This is a genomic window from Oligosphaera ethanolica, assembly GCF_030814695.1.
GTDB classification, from domain to species: Bacteria; Verrucomicrobiota; Lentisphaeria; order Oligosphaerales; family Oligosphaeraceae; genus Oligosphaera; species Oligosphaera ethanolica.
This window is the reverse complement of sequence record NZ_JAUSVL010000001.1, coordinates 479,434-499,433: the sequence shown is the minus strand read 5'-3', so window position 1 is coordinate 499,433 and position 20,000 is coordinate 479,434. Positions and strand designations below refer to the sequence as shown.

Here is a 20,000-nt window from a genome sequence, read left to right as displayed (position 1 = left end):
GGCGGTGAAGGCTCAGGCTGGCAACGTCATGTCTATGCTTTCGTTGTTGGTATTGGTGTTGATGGGTTAGCGCTTTTCATCCAGTCCCGTTCTGACGCTTGGTCCATCGATGAGGATGCTGTCACAGTGGTGAAGCAGCCTATCGAGCAAGGCGCTGACCATTGCGGCGTCGTTGTTGAAGACCGATGTCCATTGGTCGTAGTCGAGGTTGCTGGTGATGGCGGTGCTGCCGGTTTCGTAGCGTTGCGAGATCACCTGAAAGAGGAGATTGCCGCCCTCCTGGTCGATGGGTAGGAAGCCTATTTCGTCGATGCAGAGCAGTTCGGGCGCGGTGTAGTTTCTGAGGATGCGCAGGAAGGAGCCGTTGGTCTGGGCGTTTTTCAGATTGTTGATGATGGCGATGGCCGACTCGAAACGGACATTGTAACCCTTCAGGCAGGCATTATAGCCCAGCGCGGTGAGCAAGTGGGTCTTGCCGACGCCGCTTTTGCCCAGGAGACCGACGTTGCGGCGTTCATCGATGAACTTCAGGGTGAAGAGATACTGGATGAGCTCTCGATTGATCAACGTGGGGATGGACCATTTGAAGGTATCAAGGGTTTTGATGACCGGGAAGTGGGCGGCCCTGACTCTTCTCTGCGCCGCGCGTTCCCTGCGCGTGGCCACTTCGCAGGCGACGAGCTCCGCGAAGAAGGCCGCCGGCGCCAGTCTCTTGGTGGCGGCGGCCTTTTCAAGCGCGTCGTATTGCTTTTGTATTTGCGTCAGGCCAAGATAGGCCAGGTTGTCGTCGAGGATTTTATCCATGGTTGTTTCGTTCCGTTGTTTTGATGGTTTTGAAGCGGCTCAGATCAGGCGTCGGCACGCGCAGGTCCAGCTGTCCATTGGCGTTGGGCACGTGCAGAACGCCTCGCTGCTCGGGCTGTTGGCGTGAGGCGGTGCTGAGGATGTGCTCGATGTATTCGGCCTTGCACACCTGGAAGTGCAACGCCGTGTCCAACGCCTTTTTGAGGGCTTCCCGCCCATAGATTTCGCCTAGGGCGGTGATGCGGGTCAGGTGCGCGGTGGCATCCAGGGTGGTTTCCTCCAGCTGTCGCAGGAAGTCGGCCGCCGCCGGCGCCAGGCGCAGAAAGTCGCTGCGGAGGTTTTGCAGGCGCGCGGCCTTTGTCCGTTTCATCACGTCCTCGTGGTGTTCGCTCATGATGATTTCCTGGCGCCGGTCGTAGGACCGCGGGTGGGTGGCCACCAGCATGTCGCCGTTGTAGATGGCCACCTTGTGCGGATAGGCCTTCACGGTGAGGATGCTGCCGACGAGGCGATGCGGCACGCTGTAGTCGTTCTGATCGAAGTGGATGCGCCCGAAGCGGTCGACGGTGCGCGAGTCAATGCGCACGCATTCGTAGGGTTCGGCCGCCAGCGGCAGAAGCCGCAGCCGTTCTTCGGCGAGCATGTCGCAGGGGCGCTGCTCGGTCGTGCCGTGTGAACGAACGTTGGCGACCTCGTCCAGCCAGACGCGCAGGGCCGCGTTGGCCTGGTCGAGGCTGACGAAGGTCCGCCCGTCGACGAAGTGGTGCTTGATGTAGCCGACGGCCCTTTCGACGATGCCTTTGCTCTGCGGGTGGCGCGGGCTGCACGCGGTGGGTTTCATCCCGTAATGCCCGCAGAAGTCCAGGAAGGCGGGGTTGTAGCTGACCTCGCCGGCGCCCGGGTGACGCAACACCGCGCAGCGGCAGTTGTCCACGATCATGCGCCGTGGCGAGCCGCCGAAGTAATGCAGGGCGTTCTGCTGGCAGGCGAGAAAGTGCTCCAGGCGTTCACAGGGGATGAACTCCGCGTAGAGCATCCGAGAGTGGCACAGGACCACCGCGCACACGGAAAGACGCCGCTGCGTCTGGCCGCAGTAAATCATGCCGCAGGAACCGAAGTCCACCTCCGCCGCCTCGCCTGGCTCGAAGCATAGCTTCATCACGGCGGGGGGCTGCTTCGGGTGGATCGTCTTCACGTAGCGGGCCAGGCTGCGGTAGCTGCAGGAGATGCCATCCTCGGCCAGGCGGGCGTGAAGCTGCGAGACGGTGTAGGCAAAGGAGTCCAGAAGGCTGCGGATTCGCGTCGCGTGCTGCTCAAGCAGACACGGTCTTTCCCGCTCCGCCGCCTTGACGGGGTAGTCGCTCAGCCGCATGAAGCGGCGGACGCTGCGCGGTGCCATGGCCAGCCTGGCGCCGATCTGCGTGCTGTTCAGTTTCTCGACCTTGTGCAGACGCACGATCTCCCAGAAGAGTTCACGACTGATCATGCCCAGTCTCCCTTCCCCGGTTGCCCCGGCACGTCCAGAACCTGGTACAGGGGAGCGCCCCAGGCGATCAGGCCGTTGCCCAACAGATTGTTCCGGGCTTCTTCGAGCTCGGCGTGGCTCATCCCGAGGAGATGACAGGTGAGCCGGTCCCCATAGAAGGACAGGCCGTCGCCGTCTGCGGCCAAAACGAGGAAAAGGTACAGCGCCAGAGCATGCGCCGTGCACAGGCGCAGATGCCCGTCACGCAGCAGACGATGATCCGCCCAGCCGTATCCCTTCGCCAGGACGCGGGGCGGCCGCAGGTGAGTCTTGATGACCATGATTGCCTCCGTTCGACATGTGTTGCAAGGCCCCGGCGACATGCCGGAACGCCATCTACAATGCTCCGGGCAAGTCGGATGGCGACTGGTCTGTGAGGATAGCGTCGCTAGCCTGGAGAAGGAGGATTTTGTGAGGATTTCATGCTCAAAAAGCCGGTGAGGAAAAGCTGGCGCAGAGGAAGATTCTCAAGGCGGGGGCCCGTCAGATCGCGGCCGACCGCCTGCGCCCTGGCCAGCATGACCAGCATGGACGCCGTGTCCTTGGTCTGAAACAACATGGCCAGCAAGCCAATCAGCGTCTGCAGAATGAAGACCAGAAGCATGATGACGCTCAGGGAGCTTTCCCGCGCGTCATGCCTGGATGCGCGAACGGGGGCTTTGGCGCGCAGCCGTGTGGCAGGCGAGCTTGGCAACGCTTCGACCACCGCGCCGCAATACTTGCGACGCAGGCGCTCCGCCTTCTTGCGGGCCAACATCGCCTCGTGCTCGGGACGCCGGGACGGCGTCGTGGCTACCTCGCGGTAGTGACGTCGCTGACGTTCCGCCGCACGCAGACGCTGGCAGTCGGCGTGATCGCAGTAACACTTGGACAAAGTGGCCGGCCGATAAAAAACAATCTGCGGACAGCGGGGATTGGCGCAACGAAGGGGTATAGTATTGCACATATTTGGTGTTTTTGGCTGCGGTTGTTTTGGGGGTAAGTTACCAAAATGTACCGCGTCAAAAACACCTTTTTTGTTCCCAGCCCACGGCCAAAAGAAAAATCGCCTTGAATAGGGTTGGGAAGAAGACCCAGAGAAGAAGACGTTGCGCTCTCGGAAGTCGCAAGAAAAACCAAACCAGCCGGGAAGAAAACAACGGCGTACGCGAAGAGAAAATCCCCCCTGCCAGGTAAAGTGGCCAACGGCTTGTCAAGCCGCGGCCATTGCCAGTGGCAGCGCTACGGCCACTTTATGTGGCAGGTGACACCGGGTACGGTCGGCGGGGACGGCGAGGACGGGGAAATGAACCGTCTTGCCGGAGTGGGCGAGACGCCCACTCCACGTCGGGAGACGGTCGGGAGACGGGCGCGCGACAGGACGGGAGACGGGCCGAGTACGGTCGGCGGGGACGGCGAGGACGGGGAAATGAACCGTCTTGCCGGAGTGGGCGAGACGCCCACTCCACGTCGGGAGACGGTCGGGAGACGGGCGCGCGACAGGACGGGAGACGGGCGCGCGACAAGACGGGAGATGGGCGCGCGACATTAGCGGGCACGTTTACGTGTGGCTGTTTGGAGGTCGTGTGAGGTCCTGATCCCATGCGACGGTGCGGGCGGGACGCCCGCACCACGGCCGGGAGAGGAGCGCGCAGGACGGCTGGGAGAGGGGCGCGCAGGACGGCCGGGAGAGGAGCGCGCAGGACGGCTGGGAGAGGAGCGCGCAGGACGGCTGGGAGAGGGGCCGGCGATGTAATCGGGCACGTTTACGTGTGGCTGTTTGGAGGTCGTGTGAGGTCCTGATCCCATGCGACGGTGCGGGCGGGACGCCCGCACCACTGTCGGGAGAGGAGCGCGCAGGACGGCTGGGAGAGGGGCCGGCGATGTAATCGGGCACGTTTACGTGTGGCTGTTTGGAGGTCGGGTGAGGTCCTGATCCCATGCGACGGTGCGGGCGGGACGCCCGCACCACGGCCGGGAGACGGGCGCGCAGGACGGCCGGGGGAGGGGCGCGCAGGACGGCCGGGAGAGGAGCGCGCAGGACGGCTGGGAGAGGAGCGCGCAGGACGGCTGGGAGAGGGGCCGGCGATGTAATCGGGCACGTTTACGTGTGGCTGTTTGGAGGTCGTGTGAGGTCCTGATCCCATGCGACGGTGCGGGCGGGACGCCCGCACCCTGGACTTTGGACAATTTTTTTTGTTTAAAAATAAATCTAAAAATTAATTTGCATTCTACCTACTCCGTATTATGCTACCCGTAGCTTGAATGCTGGCGTGTCTGGTCACAACAAAGAAGGGCTACGGGTATGGCAAAAGAAATCAGCAGCAATGATCTCTGTAATGTCTTGGAAACAATGCTTGAATCCGGACTAAAGGCATTGCGCTCGGCCAAAGGTTTGGACGGTCGCCTGGAAGCGAACCGAAAGGCAGCCGGAAAAAGATCTAACATGTTACTAGTTAGCGATATACTCCGAGAAGCGGGGGAGCCTCTTCACATCAATGAGATCCTTGACCGCGTGCAGAAGCGCCATGGCGTGAAGCTGCGTCGCGAGTCCATCGTGTCGGCGATGACCAAGAAGGTTCTCGACGGACACACGTTCCGGCGTACAGGACGCAACGAATTTGCACTGCTGGACCAAGAGGAGGACGATTAGCCATGGAAAACAAATCGCTGCTTGTGTGGTTGCGTGCTTTTTTGGCGACTCTGAGCGTGGGCATCAAGGATGTTCGGTCACGAAAGCGATTTGTCACGATAGGCATCGGCCTTTTGGGCGCCAGTCATCCAAAAACCATAACCAGCGCCATTAACTTTCTAGATATGGTGTTCCACTGGAGCGCGTTCTATAAACTTTTCTCCCGGAGTAAATGGGACTGTGAAGGCATATTCGGGCCCATTATCCAGGAGGCCGTCAGTCTCTGCCCAGTCTACGACCCCATCATTTCCGCCATCGACGATACGCTCGTGCGCAAGACCGGCAAAAAAATCCCCGGTACTGCTTACGCCCGGGACCCTATCAGCCCCCCGTTTCATGTCAATCTGGTCATTGGCCAGCGCTATCTGGAAACGACCATCATGTGCCACGGCTCTGATCCCAACTCCAGTCGAGCCGTACCCGTGGCGTTCAGACACGCACCACCGGTCAAGGCTGGAAAAGTGACAAGTCCGGAGGAGGAACAGATACTGAAGGAAGAGAAGAAAAAGCACAACATGAGTGTGCGCGGTCGCCAGCAGCTTTTTTCCCTTCGTGGGGCAATCGACGCAATACCTGGCGGTTACGACCGTGTCCTTATCCAAAGCGCCGACGGCAGTTTTGCCAACAGCTGTTTCCTGACTGATCCTCCTCACAACACCGTGATCGTCGCGCGAGCGAGGAAGGACACGGTCTTTGTCGAGCCTCTTTGCCCCGAACAACGCAAAGGCAATCGCAAGTACGGCCAACGTCTGCCTTCACCCAAGGATATTCTTGCCAGCGACAACTACGAAACGCGGACCATGGAGGTATTCAAGCACGGACGTAAACTTGCCGTGCATTACAAGTGCGTCCAAAACGTCAGGTGGCCGGGTGCGACCCACGATCAGCCCTGTAATCTCATAGTCATTAAGCCTTTTCCCTATCGTCTGACCAAGAATGGGCGCACTCTCTATCGGCAGCCTGCCTTCCTGGTCGTAACCGGTGCCATAAACAAGATCACGATCGAACAGGCTATAAGGGCTTACTTGCTTCGCTGGGAGATCGAAGTCAGCTTTCGAGACCAGAAAGCAATACTTGGCATTGGCAAAGCCCAGGTGTGGAACAAAGATTCAGTAGCTAAAGTGCCCGCTTTCATCTCGGCTTGCTATGCCGCTTTGCTTCTGGCAAGCATACGACTCTACGATGACAAGCGAAACGAGGCATTCCCAACGCGAGAACGGTGGCGAAACGACCCGGTCACCCGTCCATCCCTGCGCGATCTGGTGCGTTTAATGCAAAGCGAGCTGGCGGAGGGAAAAAAATCAGCACCGGACGTTGCGTAGGAGTCCGTGCAAGATTGTCCAAAGTCCAGGGTGCGGGCGGGACGCCCGCACCACTGTCGGGAGAGGAGCGCGCAGGACGGCCGGGGGAGGGGCGCGCAGGACGGCCGGGAGAGGAGCGCGCAGGACGGCCGGGAGAGGAGCGCGCAGGACGGCCGGGAGAGGAGCGCGCAGGACGGCTGGGAGAGGGGCCGGCGATGTAATCGGGCACGTTTACGTGTGGCTGTTTGGAGGTCGGGTGAGGTCCTGATCCCATGCGACGGTGCGGGCGGGACGCCCGCACCACGGCCGGGAGACGGGCGCGCAGGACGGCCGGGAGAGGAGCGCGCAGGACTGCCGGGGGAGGGGCGCGCAGGACGGCCGGGAGAGGAGCGCGCAGGACGGCTGGGAGAGGGGCCGGCGATGTAATCGGGCACGTTTACGTGTGGCTGTTTGGAGGTCGTGTGAGGTCCTGATCCCATGCGACGGTGCGGGCGGGACGCCCGCACCACTGTCGGGCGAGACGCCCACTCCACGGCCGGGAGACGGGCCGGGTGCGGTCGGCGTGGATGATCGGGACGGTTTAATGAGCCGTCTTGTCGGAGTGGGCGAGACGCCCACTCCACTGCCGGGAGACGGGGCGGGTGCGGTCGGCGTGGATGATCGGGACGGTTTAATGAGCCGTCTCGCCGGAGTGGGCGCGACGCCCACTCCACGGCCGGGAGACGGGGCGGGTGCGGTCGGCGTGGATGATCGGGACGGTTTAATGAGCCGTCTTGTCGGAGTGGGCGAGACGCCCACTCCACGGCCGGGAGAGGAGCGCGCAGGACGGCCGGGAGAGGACCGCGCAGGACGGCCGGGGGAGGGGCCGGCGATGTAATCGGGCACGTTTGTGTGTGGCTGTTAGGATGTCGTGTGAGGTCCTGGCCCCATATCAGTACTGCGCCTGGATGGTGTTTGGGCCTGGTTGGAGTGGCAGCGGCATGGTGTCGGTGACGGGCACGGTGTGGCTGCGGCCATTGACGCTGAGGGTTTTGGGCGTGGGGATGATGGCGCGGGACTGGGCGTCGGCCTGGATGCTGAGCTTAAGTTGGCGTAGCTGGACATCGTAGGTGGCTTCTGTGAGCTGTAGACACTGGCATTGTTCGAGTACGGGCGCGTGGTATTTGCGCGCCATGACCAGCCCGACGGGGTAGGGCACGGTAATGCCCGGCCAGTCTTTGGCGGACTGATCGCTGAGGCGGGAGAAGAGCTCGTCGGTCCACTGGTTGAGCTGGTCGTTGTCGGCTTGGAACCAGGCGAGGGGCTGGAGGTAGCGGAAGCCGGCCTGGAAACCGTCGGGGCTGGTGAAGGCCGGGATGGTGTAGGCGCGCATGTAGGCGAGCAGTTCGGGTTTGGCGTAGCGGTCGTAGAGGCGGTAGAGTGAGCCGGGCGCGCCCTGGGAGAAATCGAAGAGGTCCATGGCCCAGATGATATTGCTATTGAGGCGGAGGGGCAGGCGGTAGGATTGGGCGCCGGCGAATTCATTGAAGCCGGTGACGACGGCAAGGCTGCGCTTGGGGTCGCCGAAGGGCACGGGCTCGCCGAGGTAGCGGTGGAAGCGCAGGCGGGCGATGGTCGGCACGGCTTTTTTGGCGGCGCGGTAGAGCGCGTGTTCGTGTGCGGGTTGGTCGCCGGCGATGGCGGCGAGTCGCGCGTAGCTGAGCATGCCGGCGTATTCGCCATTGAGCATGTCGATCCAGGCGCCGGCGCCGTCTTCGCGGCATGAACCGGCGTGGTATGCCCAGTCGTCGATGACCATCTGGTGGCGCATGACGTACTTGAAGTACGCCCAGTTGGTTTCGACCAGCGGGCGGAGACCGCAGCGGTCGGCGAGTTGTTCGCCGAGCCAGGTGATGATGGAGCAGGCTTCGTTGACATCGCCGTACTGGTAGCTGGTGCCGAAGCCGTCGGCGTAGTTGACGCCGAGGGCGTAGGTGCTGCGGAAGGTCACCGGGTATTCCAAGCCGGAGAAAGGCTCGCGGCGATGGCGCGCGTGGTTTTTGTACTGAAAGAGGTCCAGGGGTTCAATGAAACGGCGCTGCACGCGCTGGCGCAGCTTGGCGCGGTTTTCCTGGGTGAGCAGGTGGTAGCCCTGCAGGGAGGTGGTGAGACCGAACTGCCAGGTGAAGGGGCTGATGTTGTCGCCGCCGCGGCCGCCGCCGGGGAGGGCGGGTGAGACATTGTTCGCCGGGGCGCCGCCGCCCCAGGACCAGCGCACGCCGCCGGCGAAGAGTGCGTTGAACTGTTCGCGCCAGGGATCGGCGGTGTCGATATCGGGGAGGATGATGTCGCGCGCAACGGGCAGGTCGATGGCGTAGCGCAGGACGGCGCTATCCATGACGGCTTTGCCGGGGCCGTATTTGCTGGGCAGGTCCAGGTCTTGCAGGGGCGATTCCGGGTGCACGAGCAGATTTTCCTCCGCGGCGAAGGCCATGAGTGGCGGCATGACCGCGAGGTCGCGGGGGGCGGAATTCCAGGCCGTGGCGATGGGGTGGAAGCGGGTCATTTGCACGATGTGCACGCGTTGGCTTTGCGGGTCGATGCGGAAGATTTCATCGCAGCCAGTGGGGTAGTTGACGGCGATGGGGGTGAAGAGATCAAGGCGCGTGAGGGTGTCCGTGGGCAGTGTGTCGACCCATGGTGCGGCATTGACGTCTTTGGCGCCCCATGGCCAGCCGCAGAGGATATCGCCGAGGGGCTGGTCGGGGGTGCCGTGGAAGCGGATGTCTTCGATGGCGCCATCGCGGACAGTGGCCGTGATGGCTTGCGGCTGGTGGCTGAAGACCACATGGAGGGGCCGGCAGTCGCCATTGCGGAAGAGGAGCAGCCAGGGCTGGGCGAGGTCGCCGTCGCGTTGGCGGTCGTAGAGGACGTCCTGCTGGGCGATATGGCAGTGGCGGGCGCCCTTGGCGGTGATGACCACGGCGTGTGTGGCGAGGTTTTCGGGCAGCATCAACGCCTGTTGGTTTGAAGCGAAGCCGTAGCGGATGTATGGCGTGAGCAGTGAGAATTGCAGATCGTAGGACAGACTGCCGCAGGTGATGCGGTAGGTCTTGCCGACCCAGTCGATGGCGGTCACGGCGAGGGCGCGTTGGCCTTCCTGTTCGGGGACGGTCAGCAGATAGTTCTGGCGGCCATTGCTGACCATGGTGTTGCTGCTGATATTGGCGACAGTGAGGCCCTCGCCAACGCTGTAGCCAAAGCGGCCGAAGTTGTCTTTGGACATGCCGACGCGGTAGGCGTCGTGCTGGTTGGCGGGGATGCCGGCGGCGGTGGCCACGCGGCTGACCAGGGCGCGCGCGGAGCGTTGTTGCTGGTCGCGGAGGGCCTGTGAGCGATTTTCGAGCAGGGCGAGGGCGTCCTTGCCGCGCGCCAAGTAGAGAATGGCCTGGAGGAGAAAGCGGTCGTAGAACTGGCCATCGGGGATGATGCCGGTGCCGATGCCGGCGGCGACGTACATGGTGTCTGCGGAGCGCAGCACGCAGGGCGACTGATCGGCGAAATCAATGAGGCGGCGGGCGTCGCTGGCTGGCGTGAGGTCGAAATAACGGGCGAAGGCGCTGGGGGAGAGCGTGGCGTCGGCAAGGAGCTCCTGGCCGGCGGGGGTGGCTAGCAGCGGCAAGCGTTCGACGTAGTCGTCGCCATCGCGGCGCTGCCAGCTCAAGGGCAGCTTGGCGAGGACATCGGCGTCGGCGACCTGGCCATAGACGAGCAGTTTTTTGCCGTGGTGGACGTGGGCGACGTCGGGCGCGGCAGCGGCGCGAGAATAGACGACGACCTCGGCTAGGTCGGGTTTCGCGACGAGTTCGACGAGACCTTCAGCGCCTTTGAGCAGATAGCCGCGGAAGCCGTCGTGATGATTGCGCTCTGGTGGTTGTACGCCGGACTGCTTGAGGGTGATGAAGGCGTCGACGTCCTCGTTGTCCAGATCGAAGAAAACCGTCACGGGTTTTGGCAGGCCGGGCGAGGGCAGGGCGGCTGGTGCTGGCGCTGGGCGGTTGCGTGGCGGGATTTGCTCGGGGGTGGGAATGACGACGAAATCGCCGGTGACGCCGAGTTCGTCGGGCGCGGCGATGCGCAGATCGCGGACGTCCAGGGCAGAGAAGCCGTTGGGGTTTTCGCGGCCGTTGAGGTGTATTTTGATTTGGCGGAGGTCCCATTGGGCATCGGCGAGGTGGAAATCGCTATCGAGGCCGAGGATGAGGGTGCGGTCGTCGGTACCATCGCCGGAGACGGATTTAGAGTAGTGGGTGACGAGTTTGTCGCTGCCGTCCTGGGCGGTAAGAATGTGCACGGCGACGCTGGTGTTTTTGTTTTTGGCGTGGCCGCGGAGTTTCATGACGAGCTTGTGCTGGGCGGGCACGATCATACCGCCGGTGCTGGCGATGGCGATGGCATAGTTGTCTTTGCCCTCCTGGTTATTGAAGGACAGTCGGAAGCCGCGGTGGATCGGGGTCAGTTCGGCTGTTGGCAGGTGTTCGGCTTGGTAGGGCGCGAAGGGCAGGTCGGCGGCGATGGTCGCGCCGGTGATGAGCAACAGGGCCAGGCATGCGCATTTCATGAGGACCTCCTGTACTGGAGCCAGTGTTGGAACTTGCCGGACGATGTGGAACTGGGCCTATTCGGCGGCTTCCGCGTCGCGGCTTTTTGCCGTCATGACGCGATCGCACCTGAGCATGAGGGGGATGAAGAGCAGGAAGATGACTGCTGACACCCAGAACACGGCGCGGGTAGCGATCACGCGGGCGATGATGCCGCCGATGCCCGGGCCGATGGTCATGCCGCAGGACTTGGCCATCTGCGCCAGGCCGAAGATCGCGCCCTTGCGGTTGGTCGGGGTGATTTTTGACAGCCAGGTGTTGAGGACGGGGTCGAAGCCGGCGGCGAAGAACATGTAGGCGAAGCGCAGTGGCAGCAAGAATTCGAGGGACTGCACCAGGCCGGCGCCGATCATGCCCAGGGCGGCGCCGGTGGCGATCCAGCGGGCCAGGACCACGGGGCGGTAGCGGTCCATGATGACACTGCCGCAGAGACCAACAAGGACCGCGCCGACGCTGCCGGCGCCGCTGATGAGGCCCGACCAGATGGCCGCGCCGTCGAGTTGGCCATGCAGCTCCTGGACGAAAATGGGCAGGATCGCGCCGTCCATGCGGCGGCCGACGCTCATCCAGATGACCAGCAGCAGCAGCGGCGTGCCCGGGCCGAGCGCGGCCCATTTTTCCCGCCAGCTGACGCGGGAGGCGGGCTTGGCGGCGGGGGTGAATTTTTCTTGAACGCCGAAGAGGACGAGGATGCTCGATACCATCAGGAGCGCGCCTGAGAGCAGGAAAGTGTTCTGGTAGCCGATCATTTCGGCGAGGAAGCCGCCGATGAAGAGTCCGAACATGTTTCCGGAGAATAGGGACGAGCTGAGGCAGCCGAGGGCGAAGCCCTGGCGTTTTTCCGGCGTATTGCAGGCGACGAGGGTGACGGCGGCGGAGGCCACGCCGGAGAACATGCCCTGGATGATGCGCAGCAGGACGAAGATGAGGACATTGGGGGAGAAGGCCATGCTGCCGATGATGATGCTGGCGCCGCAGGTCGCGCGCAGGAGCATGGGCTTGCGGCCGAAGCGGTCGGAGAGCAGGCCCCAGATGGGCGCCATGATGGCCATGCTCAGGGGCGCGCCGGCGGCGGCCAGCGTCGCCCAGAGTTTGACGGCATCGAGGTCGGTGACGCCGAGGGTTTGGATGTAGTAGGGCGCGAAGGGCATGCTCAGGGCGAAGCCCGCCGAGGCGCAGAATTGGGTGACCCAGAGGATAATGAGATTGATCTGCCAGACTTGCATTCCGGAGAGCCTTTTCACGATTCCAGTCGGCTGCGTATTTTCCGCAGCACCCAGCCGATCATCGGCACCAGCGCCAGGAAGAAGAATGGGCCGACGACATAGATGGCTTCGACGCCCCAGAGCATGGATATGGTTCCACCGGCGAGGGGGCCGAAGATCCAGCCGATGGAGCGCCAGGTCACCGCGAAGCCGAAGACGATGCCCTTTTGGCTGGCTGGGGTGATTTTAGAGAGCCAGACATTCATGACGGGCTCAAGGCCTGCCGAGAAGAAAATCATCATGAAGCGCAGCGGAACGAGTGCCAGTACGGCCGGCGCGGCCTGGTCATGAAAGTACAGGCCGAAGGCGCCGATGTCCAGCGCGACGCGTTCCATGCCCAGCATGTGTACGGGCACGATCGCGATGAGGGCCATGGCCAGCATGGCGCCGAGAGCGGCGGTGCGCGCGACCCGCGATGGTCGGAAGTAGTCGAGCAGGCGGCCGATGAGCAGTCCTGACAGCATGGCGCCGATGCAGCCGGCGGCGGCGGCGCGGCCGGTCCAGCGGGCGGCCCCGGCTTCGTTGACGCCGCCATTGAGGAATTCGACGAAGAGGGCGAACTGCGAGCCGTCCACGCTGCGGGCGAAGGCGGACATCATGAGCAGGATGTACAATGGCAAGCAGGACAGGACGATGCCGAGTTTGAAATGCCAGTTGCGGGCGGTTTCGGCGGTTTTGATGACTGGCGCTGGCCGTTGGAAGTCTTCGCGTACGAGGAGGAGGACGAGGAGGCCGGACATGCCGATGGCCATGCCGGAGTAGAGGAATGCCTGGCGGAAGCCGTACCATTCAACGAGCAGGCCGCCGATGAACTGCCCGGTCATGTCGCCTGAATAGACGGCGGCGCTGAGGGCGCCGAGGGTCAGTCCCTGGCGGTTGCGTGGTGCGCAGCAGGCCATGAGGGTCATGGCGGCGCTCATGGTGCCGGTGAAGAGGCCCTGCAGCATGCGCAGGGCGATGAAGGCTGTGATGTTCGGGGACATGCCCATGAGAGCGACAATGATCGCACCGGCAAAATTGGCGCGTAGCAACATCGGCTTGCGACCATAGCGGTCGGCCAAAATGCCCCAAAGTGGCGACATCACCGCCAGCGCCAGTGCGGAACTGGCCGTGGCTAGCGCCGCGTACATTTTTACCTGCGAATCGGCAGAAACCCCGAGGGCGTCGCGGATAAAAAACGGGCTGAAGGGCAGGGAGAAGGAAAAGCCCATCAGCGACAGGAACTGCGAGATCCAGACGATCAGTAGATTCCGCCGCCAGTAGCTTGCACCGTCTTCTACCATGTATGCACCAAATTCCTTGTGCCGTCGTTGCCTGTCTGCCGGACGCAAAGCGAAAAAGTCAATGTAATGCCGGGCGGCAGGCTGGCAACCCACGACGGGGAAGCGGGGGAGATTTATGGTAATCGGTCAGTGATTGAGAATGGATGTACGACATGCCGCCGACGTCAACCCCAGGTAAGCAAGTGAGTTCCATTGCCTCTTTGGCCCCAGTCAGCTTCGCCGACTGGGGCCAAAGAGGCCGAGGAACACGAACAATACTGGCGCTTTACCCAGGGCGACGCTCCGCCTTTGGCGTCGCTTGCCCTGGGCTGGTATGCTTCGCGCTTTCAGCGCTTCTGCCGCTTCGCGGCCTGGGATGCCTGGCGCGCGCCAGGCTCCGCCTGCTGACATCTGGCGACGGCGCGGGCTACAAGCCCGCACCACGGTTGTGACAGGGGCGCGCCTTGGGCCGCCTGTTGCTCTATGGCTCAATTATCAATGGCTGACCGATTACGATTTATGGTAAGGCTCCCAGGATGAATGCCGCCGGGACGGCGGGATTCCTGGTTTCGGCGTAGTGGTGTGGGATTCTGCTGGCATCGCGGTGCCCAAAACCGCGCTGTGGTGGTATCGTATAGTTTTTGGCGCTGATGGTGTAGCCCGGTGTTGGCGCAGGTGTTTTCGGGGTTATGCCGGTGTTGCCAGTGGATATGGCGCTAATTTGGACAGCAGCAAAGGAATGAGCACATGGACCAGACGACATTGCCGAGACTCGGGCGTGATCGCGACTGCACGTTGCCGGTTCGCGCGGTGCAATTTGGCGAGGGCAATTTTTTGCGTGCTTTCATCGACTGGATGATCCAGCAGATGAACAAGCAGGGCAAATTCAATGGCATGGTGCGTATCGTGCAGCCCTTGCCGACGGGCATGGGCGAGGCGTTGAATGAGCAGGGCGGGCGCTATACGCTGATATTGCGCGGGCTGGAGAATGGCCAGCCGGTGGAGAAGCGCGAGATCATCGACTGCGTGAAGGACTGCCTTAATCCCTATACGCGCTGGGACGACGTGGTGGATTGTTTTCGCGGGCGTGACCTGCGTTTTGTGTTTTCCAACACGACTGAAGCGGGCATCGAATACAAGGCTGAGGCTTACACGCCGGGGCAATGCCAACGGACCTTTCCGGCAAAACTGACGAGTTTGCTTTACGAGCGTTATCAGACTTTTGGCGGCGTGCATGACCGGGCGCTGGTGATAATACCCTGCGAGCTGATTGACAAAAATGGGACGACCCTGCGGGACTGCATGCTGCGTTATGCCAAGGACTGGGGACTGCCACCCGGTTTTGCGACCTGGCTGAGCGAGGCGAACGTCTTTGTGAATACGCTGGTGGACCGCATTGTCGCGGGCTATCCCCGTGAAGACGCAGCAAAGCTGGAGGCGGAACTGGGCTATCGCGATGCGCTCCTGGACTGCGGCGAGCTTTTCCATTTTCTGGTTCTGGAAGGCCCGCAGGCGCTGGCACGGGAATTGCCGCTGGCCAAATGCGGTCTGCAGGTGGTGATCACGGACGATCAGACGCCCTACCGCACGCGCAAAGTCCGTTTTCTCAATGGCGCGCATACCAGCTCGGTGCTGGCGGCCAGCCTGAGCGGACTGACTCTGGTCGACGAGATGATGAACGACGCCGATTTCGGGCCCTTCGTGCACGGAGTGATTTTCGACGAAGTGTTCCACACCGTGGATTTGCCAGACGACGAGAAGCGTTTTTTTGCTCAGTCGGTTATGGAGCGTTTTCAGAATCCCTACGCGCGGCACCGTCTGTTGTCGATCGCGCTCAATTCGGTGTCCAAGTGGAAAGTGCGGGTGCTGCCCAGTCTTCTGGACTATCGGAAGTTGCGCGGGGCGCTGCCGTCGCGCCTGATTTTTTCGCTGGCGGCGCTGTTGCGCTTTTACGAGGTAGAAAGCGTCGGTGCCGGCGGTGAGGGCGTTGGCCGGGTTGACGACCGGGACTATCCGATTGCGGATTCGCCGGAAATCCTGGCCTTTTTTGCGGGTGAAACGGCGAAATTGCGTGCCGGTGGTGACGACGCTCATTATGTGCGCGCAGTGCTGGGGCGGCAGGACTTCTGGGGCGGCGATCTGAACCGCGTATCGGGCCTGGCCGCGGCTGTGACTGCGGCGCTGGCGGCCATACACCGTGACGGTTGTCGGGCGGCGCTGAGAGCCTGCAAGCCATGACTGCGCACCCGAGGTTGACGCCGGAACGCGTTGCCGGTGCATAATTGCGGCCCGTAACGGGCGCCGTCTTGATGGTTGTGAAAGAGAAGGTTGAGCCATGCGCTATATCGTGATCAATGCTCTGGACAATGTCGCCGTCGCGCTGACTGATTTGCGTTGTGGCGAGAGCGAGCCCGTATCATTGCTGGAGGACGTCCCTCGCGGGCACAAGATCGCCCTACGGGACATTGCCGCCGGGGCTGCGGTCATCAAGTATGGCATGCCCATTGGCATGGCGACGCGCGCGATACGTACCGGTGAGCGGGTGCATACGCATAACGTACGCACGGGGCTGGACAGTCTGCTGAGCTATCAGTACGACGGCCCGCCAGCGGCGGACCAGGCCGCGGTTCCCGCAGCGCATTTCATGGGCTTCCGGCGCGAGAATGGCGCGGTGGGCATCCGCAATCATATTTTCATCATACCGACGGTCGGTTGTGTGAACAAGCTGGCCGAGCGCCTGGCGGCGATGGGCAACCGCGAGCTTGTGCATGGCAGCATCGACCGATTTTTGGCTTTGACGCATCCCTACGGCTGTTCGCAGATGGGCCGCGACCACGAGATGACGCGTTCGGTGCTGGCGGCTCTCGCGCGGCACGGCAACGCCGGCGCGGTGCTGGTGGTCGGCCTTGGCTGCGAGAACAACACGTTGGCGTCGTTCCGGGAACTGCTTGGGCCGGTGGACGAGCGCCGCGTGCGCTTTCTGCTGGCGCAGGACTATGGCGACGAAGTGGCGGCGGGTTTCGCCGAACTTGTGCGGCTGGCGGCAGTCGCGGCCACGGATCAGCGTGAAGAACTGCCGAGTTCCGAGCTGATTGTGGGCTTGAAGTGCGGCGGCTCGGACGGGCTCAGCGGGATTACCGCCAATGCGCTGGTGGGGCGTTTCTCCGACCGCCTGCTGGGCCAAGGCGGCAGCACGCTGCTCAGCGAAGTGCCCGAGATGTTCGGCGCCGAAACCCTGCTGATGCGGCGCTGCCGCAGCCGGAAGATATTCGACCAGTGCGTGGGCATGATCAACGACTTCAAACGCTATTTTGCGCGCTATGGTCAGGTCATTTATGAAAACCCCTCGCCGGGCAACAAGGACGGGGGCATATCTACCCTGGAAGACAAATCCCTGGGCTGCACGCAGAAAGGCGGCTGTGGATTGGTCAGTGGCGTTCTGGATATTGGCGAGCCCCTGCAGGCAAAGGGCCTGAATCTGCTGACGGGACCGGGCAATGACATGGTGGCTACGACGCTGCTGACTGCCGCTGGCGCCCAGCTGGTGCTGTTTACTACCGGTCGCGGCACGCCCTTTGGCGGCGTGGTGCCGACCATCAAAATCGCCTCAAACAGCGCTCTCGCTCAGCGCAAGCCGCGGTGGATTGATTTTGACGCCGGGCGGCTGGTCGAAGCCGGCGCCGACAGCGCCGCGCTTGACGACGAGTTTTTCGCCCAGGTGCTGGCGGTGGCATCCGGCGCCCCCGCGCGCAACGAGCAGGAAGGCTACGAAGAAATTGCGCTCTTCAAGGACGGCGTGACGCTGTGAGCATATCGTCGTCATGGTGATGGCGCAAGATGACAGGGGCGGCCTAAAAAAACACCGCCGGGGACGCTTAGGTACAGCAAAGGGAAGACACATCGTTCCATTGCCTCTTTGGCTTCAGTCAGCTTCGCCGACTGGAGCCAAAGAGGCCGAGGAACACGAACATAGTCGCCGTCGTACCCAGGGCGGCGCGCGCTTTCAGCGCGGCTTGCCCTGGGCTGGTATGTTTCGCGCTTTCAGCGCTTGTATGCCACCGGGATTGCGGTTTGCGGTTCGCCAGACGGAAACGTTTTGGGACAAAGGTTATCCATGGCCGACCGATTACAACATATTGGCAATCAACAGCAATCGAGAGCAATCGACAGCAATCGACAGCAATCGACAGCAATCGAGAGCAATCGACAGCAATCGACAGCAATCGACAGCAATCGAGAGCAATCGACAGCAATCGAGAGTGGCCATTGCCAACCAGTCCCTGCGGTTCCAAGCGTCCCCGGTGATCGGTCAGCATCCGTGGTCGGCTGATGACGAAATAAATCACGTCGTGCTTAAGAATGTTCTTGCAAGCAGACAAGTGCAGGTTACTTTAATTGCACTTATTTTCCAGAATCTGCCCTGATGAAGTAGTTAAGGCCTCTGTCCAGCCAGGAGATACTGCTTATGGCGAAGAAGAAGACACAGACTGCAGAGAAACCGGTCTACACGCTTGAAGAGATTGAGTTGTTTCGCAACCGACTCAAGCAAGAGCGTCAGCAGATTTATCAGCGTATCCGCAGTGCCTCGTCGTCGCTGACCACGAGTCGCCAGGCTGGTGAAGAGGCTGCGGACATAGGCAGTGACGACTTTATTCGCGAGACGGGCCTGTCCATCATGTCCGATGACGCGGAGAAGTTGCAGATGATTGACGAAGCCCTGATAAATCTGGAGAAGGGCGTTTACGGCGTGTGCTTTGACTGCGGGAAGCTCATTGGCAAGCCACGTCTGGAAGCCAAGCCCTATGCGCGGTTGTGCATTGACTGCAAAGGAGCTCGCGAAGCCAACGGTGGCATGCCCTCTGATCCGGAGCGGTCTCGTTACTTGGACCGCAGTCGCTTGTGAAGACGACGGTTGGCATGGCCGGAGCGACAGACAAACGTGGCTTGGCGCGAGTGAACTTTACGAGTTTTTGGCGCTTGCCGGGTTTGCTGTCGTTGTTGCTGGTGGTGCTTGATCAGTTAAGCAAAATTATTGTGGTGAGCCAGTACCCGATAGGTTGGCAGAAGCCGGTGATAGCCGGCTTTTTCAATTTGGTGCATGTGCGCAATACTGGGGCGGCTTGGGGGATCATGGCTGAGCACACGTGGGTACTGGGGCTGTTATCGGTCCTGGCGGCGGTGCTGATGGTCGTTTTTTTTCGGCGTCTGAGTGGCGACCAGCCTTTTATGGCGTTGGTGCTTGGGGGTATCCACGGCGGCATTGTCGGTAATATGATTGACCGGTTGTTTCGCGGCTCCGTGGTGGATTTTCTTGATTTTGAGTTTGGTGGCTGGCATTGGCCGGCCTTCAACGTTGCTGATAGCGCCATATCGGTGGGGGTGGTGCTGGTGTTACTGGCCAGTTTTTTTCTGCCGGCGCCTGGCGAAGGCCGTGCTGGCAAGGCGTGAATCGCGCGGCTGGCAGGAGCAGTTGCGGAACTCGGCTGGAGAATGGCGCCGTGAACGGTGTGAAGATGGCATGTCCATGTGTGGTTCTACTGGGCCCGACTTGTGCTTGGAAGAGCGAGGCAGCGGAGCGGCTGGCCGCTGAGCTGTCGGCCGAGATCATCTCCTGCGATTCCATGCAGATCTACCGGGGACTGGACATTGGCACCGCCAAGCCCGATGCGGCGTCCCGCCGGCGTTTTGCCTATCATCTGGTGGACTGCCTGGACATCAATGAACCTTACGACGCCAATCGCTTTGTGACCCGTGCGCAAGACGCCCTGGCGGCGATTCATGGCCGGGGCAACCGCGCGGTGATGGTCGGTGGCACTGGCCTGTACGCACGGGCACTCATCTACGGTTTTGAACTGCTGCCGGCTTCGCCGGAGCTCTTTGCCGAGCTCACCGCGCGCTGTGAGCAGCCCGGCGGCCGCGAGGAGCTGCTCGCGCAGATTGAGGCCGCGGCGGCATCGCCAGCGGCGATTCACGAAGAAGTCTATCGCAATCCCCGGCGGCTGGTTCGCGCCTGCGAAGTACTGGCATTGACGGGACGTCTGCCCTGGGAGTTGCAGAAAAAACACAACGCCCCGGGGGCGAATTTCCGGCAACTGTGTGTGATACCCGATTTTGCCATGCTCAAGGAGCGAATTCGCCGGCGCACGGTGTTGATGCTGGAGCGTGGGTGGGTGGAGGAGGCGTCACGCCTGGCTGCGGCGGGGCTGATGGAGACGCCGACGGCTCGGCAGGCGCTGGGCTATCGCGAGATCATCGACTGCTTGGCCGGGAAGATTCCGGGCGGTGTGGGCGTTCTGCCCGAGCTGCTGGCCAATCGGACGATACAGTACGCGCGGCGGCAGCTGACCTGGTTCCGGCATCAGCATCCCGGCGCGCAATTGCTGGCAATCAACGATGCCGACGGCGCTGCCGACAAGATTCTGGCCGCGCTGCGCGGTCTGGCCGCTGCGCTGCGGTGAGAGAGCGCTGTTGCTCTGCGCCACGCCTTGGCGCGGGGTGTGGCGCGGTATTTGTTTTGGCGTAGACATGAAGA

General features: G+C 62.1%; 15 protein-coding genes. 8 read left to right on the top strand and 7 right to left on the bottom strand.

Annotation, left to right across the window (positions count from 1 at the left end; genetic code table 11):
- Window positions 1-66: 66 nt before the first annotated feature.
- The 4 genes from istB to J3R75_RS01695 form a co-directional block, all read right to left on the bottom strand.
- The gene (gene istB / locus J3R75_RS01710; RefSeq protein WP_307259564.1) at window positions 67-804 is read right to left on the bottom strand and encodes an IS21-like element helper ATPase IstB; all 738 of its coding nucleotides are present in this window, start codon (window positions 802-804) and stop codon (window positions 67-69) included.
- Window positions 797-2,290 carry an IS21 family transposase gene (gene istA / locus J3R75_RS01705; protein ID WP_307259562.1) on the bottom strand — a complete coding sequence of 498 codons (1,494 nt, stop codon included), beginning with the start codon at window positions 2,288-2,290 and terminating at the stop codon, window positions 797-799. The genes istB and istA overlap by 8 nt, the downstream gene beginning before the upstream one ends.
- The gene (locus J3R75_RS01700; RefSeq protein WP_307259560.1) at window positions 2,287-2,610 is read right to left on the bottom strand and encodes a hypothetical protein; all 324 of its coding nucleotides are present in this window, start codon (window positions 2,608-2,610) and stop codon (window positions 2,287-2,289) included. Before J3R75_RS01700 ends, istA begins: the two co-directional genes overlap by 4 nt.
- Window positions 2,611-2,717: 107 nt before the next feature.
- Window positions 2,718-3,203 (bottom strand): hypothetical protein, encoded by a 486-nt coding sequence (locus tag J3R75_RS01695; protein WP_307259558.1) that lies wholly within the window; start codon window positions 3,201-3,203, stop codon window positions 2,718-2,720.
- 1,410 nt (window positions 3,204-4,613) lie between these two features.
- On the opposite strand from J3R75_RS01695, the gene J3R75_RS01690 reads away from it, so the two are divergent.
- Both J3R75_RS01690 and J3R75_RS01685 read left to right on the top strand, forming a co-directional pair.
- Window positions 4,614-4,961, top strand: coding sequence for an HTH domain-containing protein (locus J3R75_RS01690; protein WP_307259070.1), 348 nt, complete (start codon window positions 4,614-4,616; stop codon window positions 4,959-4,961).
- Between the two features lie 2 nt (window positions 4,962-4,963).
- Complete coding sequence (locus tag J3R75_RS01685) at window positions 4,964-6,322, top strand: transposase (RefSeq protein ID WP_307259069.1); 1,359 nt, start codon at window positions 4,964-4,966, stop codon at window positions 6,320-6,322.
- A gap of 910 nt (window positions 6,323-7,232) precedes the next feature.
- On the opposite strand, the gene J3R75_RS01680 is transcribed toward J3R75_RS01685, so the two are convergent.
- From J3R75_RS01680 to J3R75_RS01670, 3 genes are read right to left on the bottom strand one after another with little or no spacing between them, the layout of a single operon-like run.
- Complete coding sequence (locus J3R75_RS01680; protein ID WP_307259556.1) at window positions 7,233-10,901, bottom strand: hypothetical protein; 3,669 nt, start codon at window positions 10,899-10,901, stop codon at window positions 7,233-7,235.
- Between the two features lie 57 nt (window positions 10,902-10,958).
- Complete coding sequence (locus J3R75_RS01675; RefSeq protein ID WP_307259554.1) at window positions 10,959-12,167, bottom strand: MFS transporter; 1,209 nt, start codon at window positions 12,165-12,167, stop codon at window positions 10,959-10,961.
- Window positions 12,168-12,181: 14 nt separating this feature from the next.
- Entirely contained in the window at window positions 12,182-13,489 is a 1,308-nt protein-coding gene (locus tag J3R75_RS01670) for an MFS transporter (protein ID WP_307259552.1), read from the bottom strand.
- 726 nt (window positions 13,490-14,215) lie between these two features.
- Between J3R75_RS01670 and J3R75_RS01665 the strand changes: the two genes are divergently transcribed.
- From J3R75_RS01665 to miaA, 6 genes are all read left to right on the top strand, one after another.
- Window positions 14,216-15,706: a tagaturonate reductase gene (locus J3R75_RS01665; RefSeq protein WP_307259550.1), complete on the top strand. Its 1,491-nt coding sequence runs from the start codon at window positions 14,216-14,218 to the stop codon at window positions 15,704-15,706.
- 97 nt (window positions 15,707-15,803) lie between these two features.
- Window positions 15,804-17,276, top strand: a complete 1,473-nt coding sequence (locus tag J3R75_RS01660; RefSeq protein ID WP_307259549.1) for a UxaA family hydrolase — start codon at window positions 15,804-15,806, stop codon at window positions 17,274-17,276.
- Window positions 17,277-17,289: 13 nt separating this feature from the next.
- Window positions 17,290-17,892 (top strand): hypothetical protein, encoded by a 603-nt coding sequence (locus J3R75_RS01655; RefSeq protein ID WP_307259547.1) that lies wholly within the window; start codon window positions 17,290-17,292, stop codon window positions 17,890-17,892.
- A gap of 41 nt (window positions 17,893-17,933) precedes the next feature.
- Window positions 17,934-18,371 (top strand): TraR/DksA family transcriptional regulator, encoded by a 438-nt coding sequence (locus J3R75_RS01650; protein ID WP_307259545.1) that lies wholly within the window; start codon window positions 17,934-17,936, stop codon window positions 18,369-18,371.
- The gene (gene lspA / locus J3R75_RS01645; protein ID WP_307259543.1) at window positions 18,368-18,916 is read left to right on the top strand and encodes a signal peptidase II; all 549 of its coding nucleotides are present in this window, start codon (window positions 18,368-18,370) and stop codon (window positions 18,914-18,916) included. The genes J3R75_RS01650 and lspA overlap by 4 nt, the downstream gene beginning before the upstream one ends.
- Window positions 18,917-18,981: 65 nt before the next feature.
- Complete coding sequence (gene miaA / locus J3R75_RS01640; RefSeq protein WP_307259541.1) at window positions 18,982-19,926, top strand: tRNA (adenosine(37)-N6)-dimethylallyltransferase MiaA; 945 nt, start codon at window positions 18,982-18,984, stop codon at window positions 19,924-19,926.
- Window positions 19,927-20,000: the final 74 nt, after the last annotated feature.

What these genes read in the sequence shown, in the direction of transcription:
- J3R75_RS01685 (WP_307259069.1), top strand. Translation starts at nt 4,964, where the DNA reads ATGGAAAACAAATCGCTGCTTGTGTGGTTGCGTGCTTTTTTGGCGACT.
- J3R75_RS01680 (WP_307259556.1), bottom strand. Translation starts at nt 10,901, where the DNA reads ATGAAATGCGCATGCCTGGCCCTGTTGCTCATCACCGGCGCGACCATC.
- J3R75_RS01665 (WP_307259550.1), top strand. Translation starts at nt 14,216, where the DNA reads ATGGACCAGACGACATTGCCGAGACTCGGGCGTGATCGCGACTGCACG.
- J3R75_RS01690 (WP_307259070.1), top strand. Translation starts at nt 4,614, where the DNA reads ATGGCAAAAGAAATCAGCAGCAATGATCTCTGTAATGTCTTGGAAACA.
- istB (WP_307259564.1), bottom strand. Translation starts at nt 804, where the DNA reads ATGGATAAAATCCTCGACGACAACCTGGCCTATCTTGGCCTGACGCAA.
- J3R75_RS01675 (WP_307259554.1), bottom strand. Translation starts at nt 12,167, where the DNA reads ATGCAAGTCTGGCAGATCAATCTCATTATCCTCTGGGTCACCCAATTC.
- J3R75_RS01650 (WP_307259545.1), top strand. Translation starts at nt 17,934, where the DNA reads ATGGCGAAGAAGAAGACACAGACTGCAGAGAAACCGGTCTACACGCTT.
- miaA (WP_307259541.1), top strand. Translation starts at nt 18,982, where the DNA reads ATGGCATGTCCATGTGTGGTTCTACTGGGCCCGACTTGTGCTTGGAAG.
- J3R75_RS01655 (WP_307259547.1), top strand. Translation starts at nt 17,290, where the DNA reads ATGGTGATGGCGCAAGATGACAGGGGCGGCCTAAAAAAACACCGCCGG.
- istA (WP_307259562.1), bottom strand. Translation starts at nt 2,290, where the DNA reads ATGATCAGTCGTGAACTCTTCTGGGAGATCGTGCGTCTGCACAAGGTC.
- J3R75_RS01660 (WP_307259549.1), top strand. Translation starts at nt 15,804, where the DNA reads ATGCGCTATATCGTGATCAATGCTCTGGACAATGTCGCCGTCGCGCTG.
- J3R75_RS01700 (WP_307259560.1), bottom strand. Translation starts at nt 2,610, where the DNA reads ATGGTCATCAAGACTCACCTGCGGCCGCCCCGCGTCCTGGCGAAGGGA.
- J3R75_RS01670 (WP_307259552.1), bottom strand. Translation starts at nt 13,489, where the DNA reads ATGGTAGAAGACGGTGCAAGCTACTGGCGGCGGAATCTACTGATCGTC.